Annotated in this window: 13 protein-coding genes; 3 read left to right on the top strand and 10 right to left on the bottom strand. The window is 51.7% G+C overall.

What is annotated here, in order from left to right; translation table 11 throughout:
* Positions 1 to 95: 95 nt before the first annotated feature.
* The 4 genes from ACETK5_RS23350 to ACETK5_RS23335 form a co-directional block, all read right to left on the bottom strand.
* Positions 96 to 1,193: a metallophosphoesterase gene (locus ACETK5_RS23350; protein WP_326118774.1), complete on the bottom strand. Its 1,098-nt coding sequence runs from the start codon at positions 1,191 to 1,193 to the stop codon at positions 96 to 98.
* A gap of 122 nt (positions 1,194 to 1,315) precedes the next feature.
* Positions 1,316 to 1,621: a hypothetical protein gene (locus ACETK5_RS23345; protein WP_179090732.1), complete on the bottom strand. Its 306-nt coding sequence runs from the start codon at positions 1,619 to 1,621 to the stop codon at positions 1,316 to 1,318.
* Positions 1,622 to 1,869: 248 nt separating this feature from the next.
* Entirely contained in the window at positions 1,870 to 2,772 is a 903-nt protein-coding gene (locus tag ACETK5_RS23340; RefSeq protein WP_394058138.1) for a TrmB family transcriptional regulator, read from the bottom strand.
* A 97-nt stretch (positions 2,773 to 2,869) separates the two neighbouring features.
* A complete protein-coding gene (locus ACETK5_RS23335) occupies positions 2,870 to 3,694 on the bottom strand; it encodes a zinc ribbon domain-containing protein (RefSeq protein ID WP_394058136.1) in 825 nt (274 codons plus the stop codon).
* A gap of 377 nt (positions 3,695 to 4,071) precedes the next feature.
* Here ACETK5_RS23335 and ACETK5_RS23330 point away from each other — a divergent pair, with 377 nt between their 5' ends.
* Positions 4,072 to 4,440 (top strand): hypothetical protein, encoded by a 369-nt coding sequence (locus ACETK5_RS23330; protein WP_100540070.1) that lies wholly within the window; start codon positions 4,072 to 4,074, stop codon positions 4,438 to 4,440.
* A 281-nt stretch (positions 4,441 to 4,721) separates the two neighbouring features.
* Here ACETK5_RS23330 and ACETK5_RS23325 read toward each other — a convergent pair whose 3' ends face one another.
* The 3 genes from ACETK5_RS23325 to ACETK5_RS23315 all read right to left on the bottom strand — a co-directional run bounded on the left by ACETK5_RS23325 (position 4,722) and on the right by ACETK5_RS23315 (position 9,700).
* A complete protein-coding gene (locus tag ACETK5_RS23325) occupies positions 4,722 to 5,600 on the bottom strand; it encodes a M15 family metallopeptidase (protein WP_100540069.1) in 879 nt (292 codons plus the stop codon).
* Positions 5,601 to 5,791: 191 nt separating this feature from the next.
* On the bottom strand, positions 5,792 to 6,529 hold the full coding sequence (locus ACETK5_RS23320) for a hypothetical protein (RefSeq protein WP_394058342.1): 738 nt from the start codon (positions 6,527 to 6,529) through the stop codon (positions 5,792 to 5,794).
* Positions 6,530 to 6,598: 69 nt separating this feature from the next.
* Positions 6,599 to 9,700, bottom strand: a complete 3,102-nt coding sequence (locus tag ACETK5_RS23315; RefSeq protein ID WP_100540067.1) for a DEAD/DEAH box helicase — start codon at positions 9,698 to 9,700, stop codon at positions 6,599 to 6,601.
* A gap of 311 nt (positions 9,701 to 10,011) precedes the next feature.
* Here ACETK5_RS23315 and ACETK5_RS23310 point away from each other — a divergent pair, with 311 nt between their 5' ends.
* Complete coding sequence (locus tag ACETK5_RS23310) at positions 10,012 to 10,224, top strand: PLDc N-terminal domain-containing protein (RefSeq protein ID WP_100540066.1); 213 nt, start codon at positions 10,012 to 10,014, stop codon at positions 10,222 to 10,224.
* A 268-nt stretch (positions 10,225 to 10,492) separates the two neighbouring features.
* Here ACETK5_RS23310 and ACETK5_RS23305 read toward each other — a convergent pair whose 3' ends face one another.
* The 3 genes from ACETK5_RS23305 to ACETK5_RS23295 form a co-directional block, all read right to left on the bottom strand.
* Positions 10,493 to 11,782, bottom strand: coding sequence for an ABC transporter substrate-binding protein (locus ACETK5_RS23305; RefSeq protein ID WP_100540065.1), 1,290 nt, complete (start codon positions 11,780 to 11,782; stop codon positions 10,493 to 10,495).
* Positions 11,783 to 11,924: 142 nt separating this feature from the next.
* Positions 11,925 to 12,761, bottom strand: a complete 837-nt coding sequence (locus ACETK5_RS23300; RefSeq protein WP_076326017.1) for a carbohydrate ABC transporter permease — start codon at positions 12,759 to 12,761, stop codon at positions 11,925 to 11,927.
* Complete coding sequence (locus ACETK5_RS23295) at positions 12,761 to 13,642, bottom strand: carbohydrate ABC transporter permease (RefSeq protein ID WP_100540064.1); 882 nt, start codon at positions 13,640 to 13,642, stop codon at positions 12,761 to 12,763. The genes ACETK5_RS23300 and ACETK5_RS23295 overlap by 1 nt, the downstream gene beginning before the upstream one ends.
* Before the next feature lie 154 nt (positions 13,643 to 13,796).
* Here ACETK5_RS23295 and ACETK5_RS23290 point away from each other — a divergent pair, with 154 nt between their 5' ends.
* Positions 13,797 to 15,581: a cache domain-containing sensor histidine kinase gene (locus ACETK5_RS23290; RefSeq protein ID WP_394058133.1), complete on the top strand. Its 1,785-nt coding sequence runs from the start codon at positions 13,797 to 13,799 to the stop codon at positions 15,579 to 15,581.
* Position 15,582 lies beyond the last annotated feature (1 nt).

Below are 15,582 nucleotides of genomic sequence, written 5' to 3'. Positions count from 1 at the left end.
TACAATAATCCGATCCCTTCTGGATACAATATTTTCCCAAAATATCTAACATGAAAAAAAGCCACCTCACAGGTGGCTTTGTCCAACAAATTCATCTATTGAAATGTAACATGGATCTGTACAATCTCGGACCGGGAACCCAGACGAATCGGCGGTCCCCAGAAACCGTAGCCCGAGGACACGATGGAATGCATCCGGCCTTTTTGCAGATACCCCCAATCATTCTCGAACATGGCCTCCGTAATCAGATGTGCTGGGAATACCTGCCCACGGTGCGTGTGCCCAGAAACGATAAGGTCTACGCCCTGCTGCTGCGCTTCCTCCAGCGCATTTGGCTGATGATCGAGCAGAAAGATCGGCTTGGACAAATCAGCCCCCTCCATGATCGTGGACAATTCGGCTCGCTCCTGATCCTGTTTATCCCGTCTGCCCACCAGCGTCAGGCCCTCCACCGTCAATTTCTCATCATACAGCACCGTCATGCCGCTATGCTCAAGAGCCGCGATCAGTTCCGGAATTTCACCTTCGAATCGGTCATGATTGCCAAGTGAGGCATACACACCATACGTTGCCTGGATACCGGTCAGAATCTGATCGATCCCCTGGCGTAAATATGCATCCAGATCGTCATCGATGATATCGCCTGGTAACAATACCAGATCCGGCTTTAAGTCATTGATCTCCTTCACCATGCGTGCAGCGTGGGCTTTTCCTGACAAGACGCCGAAGTGCATATCGGACGCCATGACGATATTCAGCTCCTCAAGTGTGCCTGGCTCTTTGTCCACGTGAATATCATAAGCGCGGACCGTTGGGCTATAAGCATTAAAAGAACCGAAACCGATCACAACGACCATTAGCACCAACACGATAAATCCCGCCGCCTTCTCCAGGCCATCTCTTCGCAATGCCGTCATTCTCAGCAGCCACAGCATGATGTGCATCAACGGGAGAAGGATGATCAGGACATAGAAAATAGCCATCCAATACGATCCTATCACACTCAGGACGGTGAGGTTACCGAAGAACCGCCCCGAAATAAACGATGTCGATACCACGGTCAGCACGACTATGTATATCCATTTGAGTACCATGGATGGACCCGGTTTCATCCAGCTCCATACGCTTCGGCCAATATAATAAACCAGCAAGCCATAAATGAACAATGCCGCAATTCCTGCAAAAATAAACATCTCCATCCCCTTCCGTACATCCATTATAACAAGCGGATTTTACAAATCCCAGCGGACGCTAGCGGAAGGCAGATGGGCTTAATCATTTCTTTGTGAGCATCAGTATGATCTCCAGCAGGCCGCTACAAGCCCGTGCGTTGTTTAGGCAGCAGCTCGTTCAGCAGCGATTTCAGATTGCGGTCTTCCGTATATTTTTCTTGACCCATATCGAGCTCATTCACACGTATATAAGTATAACTTTCCGTGGGATTCTCCGGTTTAAAGAGAAGTTCATCATGCGGGTCAGGTACCACCTTGTACTCCATTTCATGAAACATATCGAGCAGCTGCTGACCTGTAGGGTTCTCTCCTTTATCAACAAAAATCAATCCCCGAAGCTTCTTAGGTTCTTCCTTATGTCCCACTGTAAAATGAACGATGCATTCCATGCTCATTCATCCCCCTTCTCTTGGTTGTCATGATTGCAATTTTATAACCGCTGCATTCATGCACTCCTGCCAGCTGCAACTTTCATTCCAGCCTGTTGCTGATCTTAAGTCATCTTAAGCAAATAAACGCCAAGATAAATCCCGGCGTCCCTATCTAATATGTTTATTACATTGTACGATGAACCATGATGCCTAACTGTGATAAAAGTCACTTCTGGGAGGGCCTCCTCATGAGCTCAGCCTGAGCCCTAGGCCGTATTTCGATTGGTATCCCCGTCCATTAGGTCAGAATCAGCTTCATAATCCGCCAGTGAGTTGGATTTCGATTCCGCAGCCTGGCCTTCCTGAGCCTCAGTCTCGGCTTCCGCATTAAGATACTGGCTCTGAATCAGACCGAAGTGCTCTCCATAACGGGCTTCCAGCTGCTCACCCATATCCTGTTCCAGCTGGAACAATACCATCTCCTGAGTAAAATGGTGCAGCAGCAGCTCCGCCAGTACCGGATGCTCCGTGATGACCGCTCCTGTATCATATTCCCCGCCGCGCATCCCTAGTATGCACCACTGCCGATCCACAACAAAGGAAAATTTCCGGCCGCCTCCTCTGCGCTCTGCAAGGCCGTTCCACCCAGACCACGCCAGCGTTCTTGAGAGTCCCTGGTCCGGGCCGTCACAAGCCCACAGCACCTTGACTCCCCTAGCCTCCGCCTCTGCCAGCGGTTCACGCAGAAGCGACGCTTCTTCACGCCAGACGTCAACCACGATCTCCTGTTTCGCTCGCTTCAATTCCCGGACGAGCACATCAAGCACCGCCTGATCTCCCTCCATACTGAGAAAGGGAGCAGCCGTACCGCTTCCTCGCGGCAAGCTCTTCTCAACAAAAGCGAGTGATGCCTCCACACGGCTGGATATCATCCGCGTCAATTCCTCCGGCTTCAGCGAGCGGTAACGGACGGGTTCCCCGTCCATTCGCTCAAGTGCCCCTTGCCGCTCCAAACGCTGCATGGCTGCATAGACATTAGAGCGCGAAGCTCCAAGTCGTTTAGCTACCTCATAACCACCCGCCGGCCCATACTCAGCAAGGTCCACCATAATTTTCGATTCAATCTCCGTAAATCCCAAATTCCGCAAATGATGCAGCAATTGTTCCATAATATTAGTCCTCCCAAGATGCTCGAACGCTTGCTCTATCATTCACACTGTCTTATTCATACTCGCGCAAGGGCATGATCGTCCGAATCCCTATATCTTAAATCTGTTCAGCTCCACAGCGCGGACACCATTTCGAGCCTTTTGGCAGGTCGACACTGCAAATCTGGCACTTCACCATATCGCGCGTCTCCTCTTCATCACCAACATAGTCCTGACTTTGGTTATTCTCCTGCCAGAAACGAATGCGGCGGTCCAGTTCCAGCTGCCTCTCCCGCTCCCGCTCAAGTTCTTCCCAGTGACGACGCTCCTTCTCCTGCTCTTCCTGCTCGATTCGCAGCTGTTCCGGATCAACCTCAGGTTCAGACGGCTCCATGTCCTCGTGCTGCCGTTCCGGCTCCGGTTCATACATGTCCGGCTCGTATGGATCCGGATTCGAACGGTAATCGTACGTATGCAATGGGTCCTGTTCCTGTTGTTGTTCTTCAGCCGCTGCATATTCATGTTTATCAAACATGATCTTGCGCTCAGGCTCCCTTGGTTCTTCCGCTGCAGACTTCTCGGGGTGAATCAAATTAGCAAGCTTGTTTCCGCAATACGGACAGAAATTCGCGTCCAGCGCGACCACCCGCCCGCATTCACAGACCCGCTCATTCTTGAGGACCGCAATGCGGTTCCGAATCGCTTCGATTTGCTCCTGCAATCCATCGCAGGTTTGTGCAAGCTCGACCATTTCTTTTTCTGCCATCGTCATATCCTGCTGACGGTAGCCCTCATAGAATACTTTACCCATCTGTAAGTAATATGAGTTCTTCTGCTGTTCGATTTCGGAAATTTGGCTGTTGAGCTTATTCACTTCCACCACGTGCTGAGCCTTTTCAGTTGCGCGGTTGGCTCCATCCTTGAGCTTTTGTAAAATATTCATTTATGAATCCTCCTCTTTCTCATATCCTGATTCACCGGCGGGCTGCCGGCACATTGTCATATTCTCTTCATTAAGGTTATTAACGATTTTTAGCTAGCGATAAACCCCGCTACCCCATGTTTTTACCGATCGCATACTACTTATCGTGATGATATGCTCCTCATCGTCCAGTATACTGCCGCCATGGTGATTCTATCATACCAAATTCCTTGCCCCATGTGAAAAAGGAAGCCCCTTCCAACTCCGCTGCTGATTCATCCAGGTCCCGAACGTGTATATGATTAGAAAACTGGACAGTACCATGCCGGATACTGTCGGCTTACAGCCGCGTCCTATTCCGTGCAGCCCTTAGCTGCCGAAGTCTGGAGGGATTTAATATGACAAACGATAAAAAGACGTATTATGTTTCAGTCAATCACAATCTGATCCAGGATGTACCGAACGATACGAACGAATATGTCGTATATATGGATGATGAAGAGGTCTCAAAGCTGAGGGGGCTCCTCTATGAAGTCAGCAGCAGCGATCGGTATGCGTTTAAACGGACATTCGTCCCTTATAAGTCGGCAGATCATGATGATGCTGCCGATCAATACGATGAACGAACGATAAACCTCTACCACTTTCTCCATGAACATGGAGATGAACGCACCCGCAAAACCATTGAGGACATGAACATCCTTGGCAAGCTAAACGACACTGGCTACGATGATCCCGGTTATGAAGACTCGCCATTAAATAAGTAAAGACAGTCAGTCCATAAGAAAAACGCATTCGATGTATCTTCTCAGAAGACAGACCGCATTTAGCGGAAGTTTTCCTTGCGAGATCAGGATGGTAAACCTCTGAAGTTTATGCTTTCTTATCTCTTAAAATACGAATGAATCCCGGAGCCAAGCCGCTCCGGGATTCATTCGTATAACAAGAACATCGCCCGGCCTTGCGCAGGTCCTGTTCTACTTTATAGATTCGCAAGCCGGGGTACAAGGATAAAAAGTCCCGTTTATCCTACGACTAATAGCACAGCTTACAGTTTAATGTTCGCCTCATCGAAGTATTCCTCCAGCGTCAAGCCGCTGTCGGCAATATCCGGCGCCAGATCCTTGCCTACATAACGGATATGCCACGGCTCGTATACATAGCCGGTAATATCCTCGGCCCCTTCCGGATAACGAATGATGAAGCCGAATTCCGGTGCACGCTGCGCCAGCCACTGCCCTTCCTCCGTATGACCGAACGTTTCTTCCAGCGCATTGCCTGCGCTTGGGCTGGACACGTCAATCGTAAGGCCTGTCTGATGCTCACTCGTACCCGGCACCGCGCTCACACGGTTAGCCTCGGCTTCCCCTTTGGTACGAACATTATTCTCGTATATCGTTTTCTGACGGCCATAAGAACGGTATCCCGATACGGCACGCAGCTCGATGCCGTCCGCTTTGGCCGCATCGAACAATTCCTCGAGCGCGTCCGCCGCCTCTTTTCTCAGATGCCGTTTTTCATGCGGCTCATCAAAAGAAAAGGGAACATTCGGCTCCACGAGATCACTTGGTTCATAACCATCCGGCAAGCTGCGCTGCTTATTTACAACAACCGTAACGGCCTCTGCGTTGGTTACGACCTGCTTGCCGCCGCTCTCCTGGATCGTGGCCTGAAGTGCATTCTCGCTGCGCTTCGCCATGACCGGATCCGCCGGCTGATTCTCAGCCCCTGTCTCACCATTGCCCGAGTCGCCCTCTGGAAGCGTGTTTCCTTCCTGGCCCTCTGCCGGCGACTGCAATTCCTGACCCTGTTCCTTACCGGAACCCGCATCATCCGATTGGCAGCCTGCCAGAATGGCCCCTGCTAACAGCAAGGATGACAGCATTACGCTTGTAAATCGTGTACGTTTTCCCGAAAATGCATTCATCTTTTGCTTCTTCCTTTCCCACGGTTTGTCCTGCACTCATTGTACCTTATTCAGAATGAGCAGGACAAACGAGCGGCTGTCGAATCAAGCCGGATCATCTCCGTTTAGGTCAGATATCCGGCAGATTGCCCCGATTTATGGCGCCGCTTCTAACAAATTCATTCAATTCTGTGATGGATGGATTCCCATACCTACGGCGACTTCAAGCTGCGGCGCTTCTGCTCGGCTTGCTTGGCCGCTCCGCGGGCTATCACGCCGAGCGCTTTGGAAGCGCCGCGAACGCCAGGCAATAAGCTTGTCCAGTCGCCGACGGGGCCCAGCTGATCTGCCGGAGGCGGCGGTGACAGCTGCACCGCCAGCTCGCTAAGCTGCGGGCCGGGCCGGTGCAATCGGCCCTCGGCCGCCGCTTCGGCCACCCATTCGCCCGGAGAAGGGCCGGACGGCCCCTTCTCCTTCGCGCGGGTGGCCTGCTCTGCGGCAGAGCCGCCTGCCGGCGGCGGGGCTGCTTTGGCCCAGGCGTCGAAGACGCCGGCCAGCAGCGCTTCCCGCGGCAGCCCCAGCAGCGTCAGCTGCTGGAGCGGCTCTGCCGCAAGCCGCTGGGCCGCGGCAGCCAGCAAGGCTGCGGCATGCCCGCAGGCCGCTTGGCCGCAGGTGCAGCGGGCATCGGCGGCCGGCTCTTCGCCCTGCAGGGGCGACGGCGCCAGCTCGTCCAGCCATGGAGCATCCTGTCCTGCAAGCAGGTGGTACAACGCCTGCGGGTCTTCCTCCAGATAAGCCAGCACCGCCTTACGGGCGGCAGGGTTCAGCGTCTTTACCTGAATGCTGACTTCACAGGTCCCTGATGATTCGACGGCCTCATCTACTTTCCCCTTTAACCATCCCGGTTCGATCTCCAGCCTGATCCGTCCGGCCGATTCCGCAGATTCCATAGCCCACACCTCCTTGGCGTCCATTTCTGTATGTTTTTTCGGCTGCTTCACGCGCCGTATGCCATCCGGTTACATCCAATCTTGCTCTTGCAGCTCAATCAACTGGCGAAGCTCACCGTCCGACATTTCCGTCAGCCAGGTTTCGCCCGACCCGACAACCTGCTCGGACAACGCCTTCTTCTGATCGATGAGCTCGTCAATCCGTTCCTCCAGCGTTCCCTGCGAAATCAGCTTGTGCACCTGAACGTTACGGTGCTGACCGATCCGGAATACACGGTCCGTCGCCTGATTCTCGACCGCCGGGTTCCACCACCGGTCATAGTGGAGCACATGGTTCGCACGGGTCAAATTCAAGCCTACGCCCCCGGCTTTTAACGACAGAACAAAGAACTCAGTCCCCTCGCCTGCCTGGAATGCCCGTACCATCTCATCCCGCTCCCGTTTGGGCACCCCGCCATGAAGGAAATACGGTTCCTTCCCGTATTTACGTCCAAGCATGCTTACCAGCAGCTCACCCATGCCCACATACTGGGTAAAGATCAGCGCGGATTCACCGACATCCGAAATGCTGTCGAGGATTTCAAGCATGCGCTCCATTTTGCCCGAGGACTCCGCACGCACCGCGCGTCCTTCGTCGCGTCGAAGCAGCTGCGGATGATCGCATATCTGCTTCAGCTTAGTGAGGGAGGAAAGCACAAGTCCCTTGCGAGCCATGCCCGTCCGGCTCTCGATCTGTCCCATCATCTCATCGACAACCGCTTGGTACATCGCGCCTTGAACCTCGGTCAGCGGGCAATACGATTTCAATTCCAGCTTCTCCGGCAGATCCTTGCGGATATCCGGATCGCTCTTGAGTCTGCGCAGCATGAATGGAGATACCAGCTTATGAAGCTCACGGAATCTCTCCTGCTGCCCCTCTCCCGGCGCATAGCGCTGACGGAAGGTGTTAAAGGAGCCGAGATATCCCGGATTGAGAAAATGAAAGATCGACCACAGCTCCGCCAAACGGTTCTCCACCGGTGTTCCGGTCATGGCAATACGGTGTGGCGCAGATAATTTCATGACGCTCTGCGCCTGCTTCGTACGGTAATTCTTAATATATTGTGCTTCATCGAGCACCACGCTCGACCATTGGATCGCAGATAAATCACCGCTGTCTCTTCCCGCCAAGTGATAGGTGGTTAACACGATATCATGATTGGCCGCTTCCTGCAGGAAGTCTTCTCCACGCAGACGTCGAACGCCATGGTGCACATGTAAGGTCAGATCCGGTGCAAAACGCTGAATTTCCCGCTGCCAGTTGCCCAGAAGCGAAGTCGGGCAAATGATCAGCACCGGTCCGCCAGCGGATTCCGTATTGAGACGCTCCAGCAGACAAGTGATGACCTGCACGGTTTTTCCAAGTCCCATATCGTCGGCAAGGCAAACACCGAATCCCAAATCGCGCATCACGCTAAGCCACTGATACCCCCGTTCCTGATACGGTCTCAGTTCGCCATGTAGCGAGGAAGGAATTGGGCGGGACGGCAGCTTGCGGGCCGTTTCACCATCCAGTAAGGAGGATAGCAGACCCGTTGTCTCCACTTCTTCGATAAAAAGACCTTTCCACAGGCGTTCTCCATCCATATCAGCACTAAGGTGCATCCATTCCGCGAGCTCCATCTCGCCCTTCTCATGGCGCTTCATGAAACGCAGCACTTGGTTGATCTCCTTCAGATCCACCTCAACCCATTCCCCGCGGAACTGGACATAAGGCAGATTCTGTTCGGCCAGAAACTTCAATTCTTCGCGGGTTAGGGATTGGCCTCCCATCGCTGCGGAGATCTGAAAGCTGACCAGATGCTCCATGCCTAACACCGGCAGCGGATGCGCCTCACCGGATGGTCTTGCATCCGGCATCATTTTGAGAGATAGGCCGACGCGGCGGCGCCCTTCCCTGCTCCATCGTGAAGGCATTTGAACCGTGACTCCGCTCGCCGTTAATTTCGGAACCGATTCCTTCATAAACGTGGACAAGCGGTCAAGCGACAGCGACACGCTCTCGGGAGCACGCCCATACAAGCCTGCGGCCAGCTCCGGTGCCAGTTCTGCCGCTTCTCCCAGCTTCATTAACAGCTGCAGCTGAGCCCTGGAATACATCCGTCCACGGATCAGCTGATCGGATTCGGGATTTCCCCATATGCTGCGGACAGGCATCAATAAGCCTTCATCCTCCTGGCTTCGTACCCAAAAGGACACCTTCCAGTCCTTGTGGCTCTCATCCAGGGGCGGCTCAAGCCGCAGCCCAAGTCCAATGGTTCCGTTCTCGGGAGGCTGATCCTCCCCGCTGGCATAAGGGAACGCCGTCCCTCCAATACGTTCAACGGCTTCCTCCAGCTCGCTCACTTCCTCAGCCGTCCCTTGAATGGGAATATCCCGACTGACGGTCAATAGGCTGTTCCACCAAAGCTCCGCCAGTGGTGATTGTCCCCGCCGGTAGTTCGCCAGATAGGTCCGAAGTTTATCCTCCGATTCACGGACAGCCGCCCGGGCTTGGCTGTCGATCACGCTGCACAGAAAAGAATACAGCACAATAGCCCCTGCTTCCTCACGGGTAGAAGGATCGAATCCGGCAAGAGCTGCAGGCGTCCCAATGGCAATTGGCGGGATATTTGCTGCCAGCTGCAGAAAGCGCGCTGCATCCTCGGCAGACAACTGCGGCTTCCATACCGCTTTTATATTTTGCATCGTAGTCCGGCGTCTGCCCACGGAAGGCACCTCGGCCGTGCCTGGTGCAAACTTCCCTTGCAGTAGCAGCTCCAATGCAAATCTGCTCGCTTGTACCCAATATTCCATTTCTTCACCGACGCTTAGACCCTGAGCCTGATAATACTCAGGATCCAGCGAGATCAGCAATTGAAATGCGTCTCCCGGTGTCAGAGCAAGCCCTTCCATCGTCCGTCCGCCAAGTGTCTTCCGTTCCGGACGCCGTGTGCTTTTCGATCCGAGGACTTTGGCCGGATATCTGAGCTCGGCAAGCCGGAGGGAAGCGTTAGCGAAGGGACGGGTTCCATCCGGTCTGCGAAAGGTACGGACCACGCGGCTCCATGCGTCCACTCTCGGTTCCGAAACCTCACCGGAAAAACAAAAGAATACGTCACCTAACCATACGCCATAGAGCGGTTGATTCATCGTTGTCTCCCGTCTTTTCCTGCTTTATAGATATTATTACTATCTTATACGATAGCTTCAACATTTCAAAACGATGCGAAATCGTTCCCACGCCAAAATAACGTCAATCTTTATCATACCATGTATTTACTATTTCGTTGTGATCTATGTATTGCAGAATTCTCCTATATAGGTTAATAAAATATCCGTATTCTTATACAATCTTCGGCTGCTCCAGCAGGAAAATTCCAAATCTTTTCGTTTTTTTGCGACCCTTCTGCCGATCGACCGTATGTAGATCATACATTTAGAGCTCGGGAGGGTATTTCATTATGAGTTTTGTTGGTGTTGGTGTTATCGGGATTTTGACTTTATTGCTGGGACTTTTCTTCTTCCTTCTTCACATTGCCGTCTGCGTATGGGGTTATAATGACGCCCGGCGAAAAGGCCGCAGCCCCGAATTTGCGATTCTGGTTGTGCTGGGCTTGTTGTTCTTCCCTGTTGTCGGTCTGATTATTTATTTGCTAATCCGCAATCATTATTAATGGTGACCATGCTCCGATTCTTCTTCTCCCTTTAGCCACGAGGTTCATGCTTATCAATGATAAAGACGGTGTCCTCAAAACTGAAGTATGTTGCAACAAGAAGCAAAAAGGTCGAAGACCAGCGCTCTAAATGAGTCTGTCTTCGACCTTTTATGATGCATGAATGAAAATCCAGGCTGTTTTTCAAGAGACAATATACTTGGGGACAGCCTCTATTCACGTCAATGGATCATTTCGAAGGTATAGCTATATAGCGCCACTCTCGTGCTTACTTCGCCTTCAAGCTTTCCCATGATTTCTGAATGCCTTCGAACAATTGGTTCTTGTCCACATTGCCAGCCACATAACCTTGCATCTGACTGCCGAATTCATTCATGCCGCCGTCAGGGAATTTGTTGAACTCCCAGCTAAGCGCTTTGTTCTCTTTACTGTATTTCATGACATCGTTGCCCAGGTCGCCAAGCGTCTCGCTGTTCGCTTCGATGCTGGTCAGTGCCGGGATGAACTTGAACTCTTCCGTAATATAACGTTTACCGGTCTCCGAAGTGACAAGCCAGTTCAAGAATTCCTTGGCTTCATCCTTCACCTTCGATTTGTTGTTCACGACCCAGTTGTTTGGCACGCCGATCGGAAGCTTGTCATTCTCTTCGGCATTGTCATTGATCGGCATTGGCAGAAGGCCGATGTTCAGATCCGGATTGATGCCGTCGATTTGCACTTGCGTCCAGTTCCCGTTCTGGGTCATGGCCGCTTCACCGCTGGCAAAGGTCGTGATTTCCGTGTTGTAATCCGTCGTCAGCGGGTTCTTCTGCCCGTATTGAACGGTAAGGTCGAACAGTCTCATCCATTCGTCGAATTTCGCGTTGCCTACCAGTTTCTCCGTGCCTTCATTCATTCCTTTGACAAATGCATCCGGATCTTCTTGATGGGCGAATGGAATGTTCAGCAAGTGGTTGGCCAAAATCCAGGTCTCTTGGTATCCGTTCACGAATGGCGTAATGCCGGCCGCTTGCAGTTTTTTGGCTGCTTCCTCAAGCTCCGTGAGTGTCTTAGGAAGCTCGGTAATTCCTGCCTTCTCAAACAAGTCTTTGTTATAAATAAATCCATAACCCTCGATGGTCATCGGTTGTCCGTACAGTTTACCGTCTTTGGTCATAGGCTCTTTGGCAACGTCAACAACGTCCTTCACCCATGGCTGGTCCGACAGATCCTCGACATTCTCGAACCACGTTTCGAGATCGCGATATCCGCCAACGTTGAAAATGTCCGGCTCATCGCCGGAAGCGAACTTCGCTTTCAGCGCCGCGCCGTAATCAGAGCCGCCGCCAACGGTTTGTATGTCCAGCTTAATGCCGGGATGCTCTTTTTCGTATTCGGCTTTCAGTTTATTCAGAGCCTCGGCGATTTCGACTTTAAATTGGAAAATCTTAATCGTTTTCGTTCCGCCTTCGGCGCCACCATCAGCGCCTTGATTGTCCTCATTTTTGCCGCCGCAGGCTGCAAGCAGCGTGGAGAACGCCAGAACCATGACCAGGAGCAGCTTACCGTATTTCTTCATTGTGAATCCTCCCTTTTTTTCTTCTATAACATCGTGTGCTGCATTCGTTGATAGCGTTTACTTTTTCAGTATAATCAACCTATTTTCGTTAAATCAGGTATTATATTGATCTTTGAGGGGGAAGGAATTGACCGTTTGACGGCTACCCCTTCACCGCTCCTTGCGTAATGCCTTCAATGATGTATTTCTGCATGGCCAGGAAGAAAATAATGACCGGCATGATCCCCAGCACCAGCGCTGGAAGAGCCAAATCCCACTGCTTCGTATACTGCCCAAAAAAGGCAAAAGTAGCAATTGGAATGGTCCGTAGCTCTGCGGACTGCAGGATCAAGGATGGAAGCAGATAGTCATTCCAGATCCACAAAGTGTTCAGAATAATGACCGTAACGAACATCGGCTTCATCAGCGGGAATACCACCCGGAAAAATACGCCGTAGCCGCTGGATCCATCCACGGTTGCGGCTTCTTCGATCTCCATCGGAATCGATTTCACGAAGCCATGGAACAAGAACACGCTCAGCGGAACCCCGAAGCCCAGGTAACAAATAATGAGCCCGTACAAGCTGTTGTTAATGCCAAGCGTTGCCGTCACTTTCACGAGCGGAATCATGATCGATTGGAACGGAATGACCATCGCCGCTACAAACAGTGCAAACATGATCTGGTTAAAACGTGTGTTCCGTCGAACCATCTGGTAAGCGGTCATGGCACTTAACATCGCCAGCAGCAGATTGCTGGCAACCGTAACGACCAGCGAGTTCCAGAACGCCTGCGGAAAGTTGGTGATATCCCACGCCCGTGAATAGTTGCTCCATTCAAGAGTGGTCGGAAGCCCTGCTGAGTCCGTCAACAGATCGCCGAAGGTTTTCACGGAGTTCACGAACAGGAAGTAGAACGGGACCAGGAAGAGCAACGCTACGATGATCATGATGATCTCGGTGGCCATGGTGTTCAGCCGGTATTTTCTCGTGGTCTCCATTACGCTTCAACCTCCTTGCTCTTCGTGAATCGAACCTGCAGACTTGTTATGATGGCAACCACGATGAAAAAGATGACTGCCTTCGCCGTTCCGAGTCCGAGACGGTTATTCGTATAAGCCTCGTTGTAAATATTCATGGCCACCGACTCTGTGGAGCCGAACGGTCCGCCTTTGGTCAGGGAAAGGTTCAAGTCGAACATTTTGAAGGACCAGGAAATCGCCAGGAACAAACATACCGTAACCGCCGGCATGACAAGCGGTATAATAATGGACCGCAGTACCTGTCCTCTGCTCGCGCCGTCGATTTCGGCTGCCTCAAGAATATCCCTCGGCACGTTGTTGAGCGAGGAGATGTAGATGACCATCAGGTAACCGGCCGTCTGCCATACGAAAACGATTACAATTGCCCAAAAGGCAGTTCCCTTCGTGCCGAGCCACGGCAGGTTAAAGAATCCCAGGTTTGTGGCATTGCCAATCGCCGCGAATCCTTTGACAAAAATAAATTGCCAGATGAAGCCGAGCAGCAAGCCGCCGATGACGTTTGGCATGAAGAAGATCGTCCGGAGCACGTTCCGCGTCTTAAGCGGCTTGGTCAGGAAGTATGCCAGTAAAAATCCGAGCAGATTCGTCAGGATGACCCCAAGCACCGTAAACCGGGTTGTGAACCAGAAGGCATCACGGAATTTATCATCATTGGTAAAAATGGTAACAAAATTATCAAAGCCGACAAAGTCGATTTTGCTTGACACGCCATTCCAGTTCGTGAAGGAATAATAAAGACCCAGAAGGAACGGAATGATCATGATCAGGATGAAAAAAATAGTGGAGGGTCCCACGAAAAGAAACTGCTGCAGCAGCGCCGAAGATTTTTTTCGATTCATCCCTTGATCTCCCCTTTTCGTTAAGTTGTTGTATGATGTACAGCCATTATGCGGTAACCTGTAAACAATAAACACGGAGAATCATGAACCGTTAGGTGTAAAATATTGACCATACGCGCTTCTGCAAATTCGATAATCCAGGGGGTGATCCTACATGAAGTACCGCAGCATCCAGACCCGGCTGATCACGTTCATGCTCGCTGTCACAACCATTCCGCTCCTGCTCTCGCTGTTCATTACGTTTACGCATACCCGCGAGTCCGTGAAGGAGCAGACGGTGGATGAAAATATTCGGTTGATTTATCAGGGAGCCACCAATCTGATGAACTATTTGCGCGGCATCGACCGCGCCTCCCTGTCCGTATATTCCGATCCCCATTTTCTGCGCAATCTTGCCTTAGATCCCGATAATCACCGGGTTGTGGCCGAGCTGTATACGACCTTGCAGGCCATTCAAACGGGCACGCAGGACGTGCATCAAATTTATCTGCATAATAATTTAACGGGACAGTCCACCCAGATATCTAGTAATCTCCCTCGCAGGGAATTCCGTCAGGCGCCCTACCGTAAAATAGAAGAATTCGGCCCGGGCAATACGGCCATCGAGCCCGTCCATCAGGTGCACAGTTACGGGTTCCCTCCGCGGCCTGCGGACATTTTGAATTTTGAAGTTTTCACCTTCTATCGATCCATCACCAACGTGCCGTCACCCGACCAATATGCCCTTATGGCGATCGATGTGAAGCTTGACAGTATTTTGGCCATTTGCGACCAACTGTATGCTAAAGGGGAAGAACAGCTATACTTGATTGATGACAAGGGAAGCATCATCTATGGTCCGGATCCGCAGCAGAGAGGGCAACGTCTGGACGACCCTGTGCTAATGGGCGAAATCGCTCAAGCGGATAATGGATATTACGATGGCGAAGACGCGATGATCGTTTACGAGAAGCTCGATTTGCCTTACGCTCCTTGGACGCTTGTCAAACAAATCCCGCATCAAACGCTGTACAAACATTCGACAGAACTAACGAGTATTAACGCGATTATTGCGATATTAGCACTGTTCATTGTCATATTTGGCACCCTATGGATATCCATTCGAATTACAAGACCCATTAAACAACTCACAAGCTATATGAATCAGGTGAAAACCGGGCGGCTTGACGTGGATATTGACGTTACAAGCCCGGATGAGATCGGGATTCTTTCCCGCCGCTTCCGAACCATGATGGACACCATCAACAACCTGATCCTGCGTGAGTACCGGCTGGAAATCGCCAATAAGACCAATCAGCTGAAGGCACTCCAGGCCCAGATTGATCCGCATTTCCTATACAATTCGCTCCAGTCGATCGGTACCTTGGCCCTGCAGCACAATGTGCCGCGAATTTATTCCCTGCTCTCTTCGCTGGCGAATATGATGCGCTACAATATGCGCAACAGCGAGGGGAAAGTAACGCTGCAGGATGAGATCAACCATGTGCGGCTGTACCTTGAGCTGCAGAAGCAGCGGTTCAGGGACCAGCTGGACATTACTTGGGATTTGGATCCGGAGAGCCTTACGGCTCCGGTTCCGAAGATGATCCTGCAGCCGATTGTTGAGAATTATTTCAAGCATGGCATGAATACACACGCCGGCGTCGGCCATATATCCATGTCTTCCCGCATCTCGGAAGATCGCCGCTTGATCGTCGTCGTTGAAAATAACGGGTCATCCATCGAAGAAGCAGAGCTTGCTTCGATTCGCAGCAAGCTAGCGACCGCTTACGGTCACCCTGACCGAAACGATGCCGGCAATGATTCGATCGGGCTCTTAAACGTATTGATGCGTTTGAACTTATACTCCGACAACAAGGCTGGATTAACAATAGAGAATGTCGTGCCTCACGGCGTCAGGGTCACGCTCGATATCAACGCATGGGAGAGTGAACAGTAGA

The sequence above is a fragment of the Paenibacillus ilasis genome (assembly GCF_043195395.1).
In the GTDB taxonomy this organism is placed as follows: domain Bacteria; phylum Bacillota; class Bacilli; order Paenibacillales; family Paenibacillaceae; genus Paenibacillus_AQ; species Paenibacillus_AQ lautus.
Note: the sequence above shows the minus strand (reverse complement) of the source record. Positions and strands in the feature narration are given on the sequence as shown.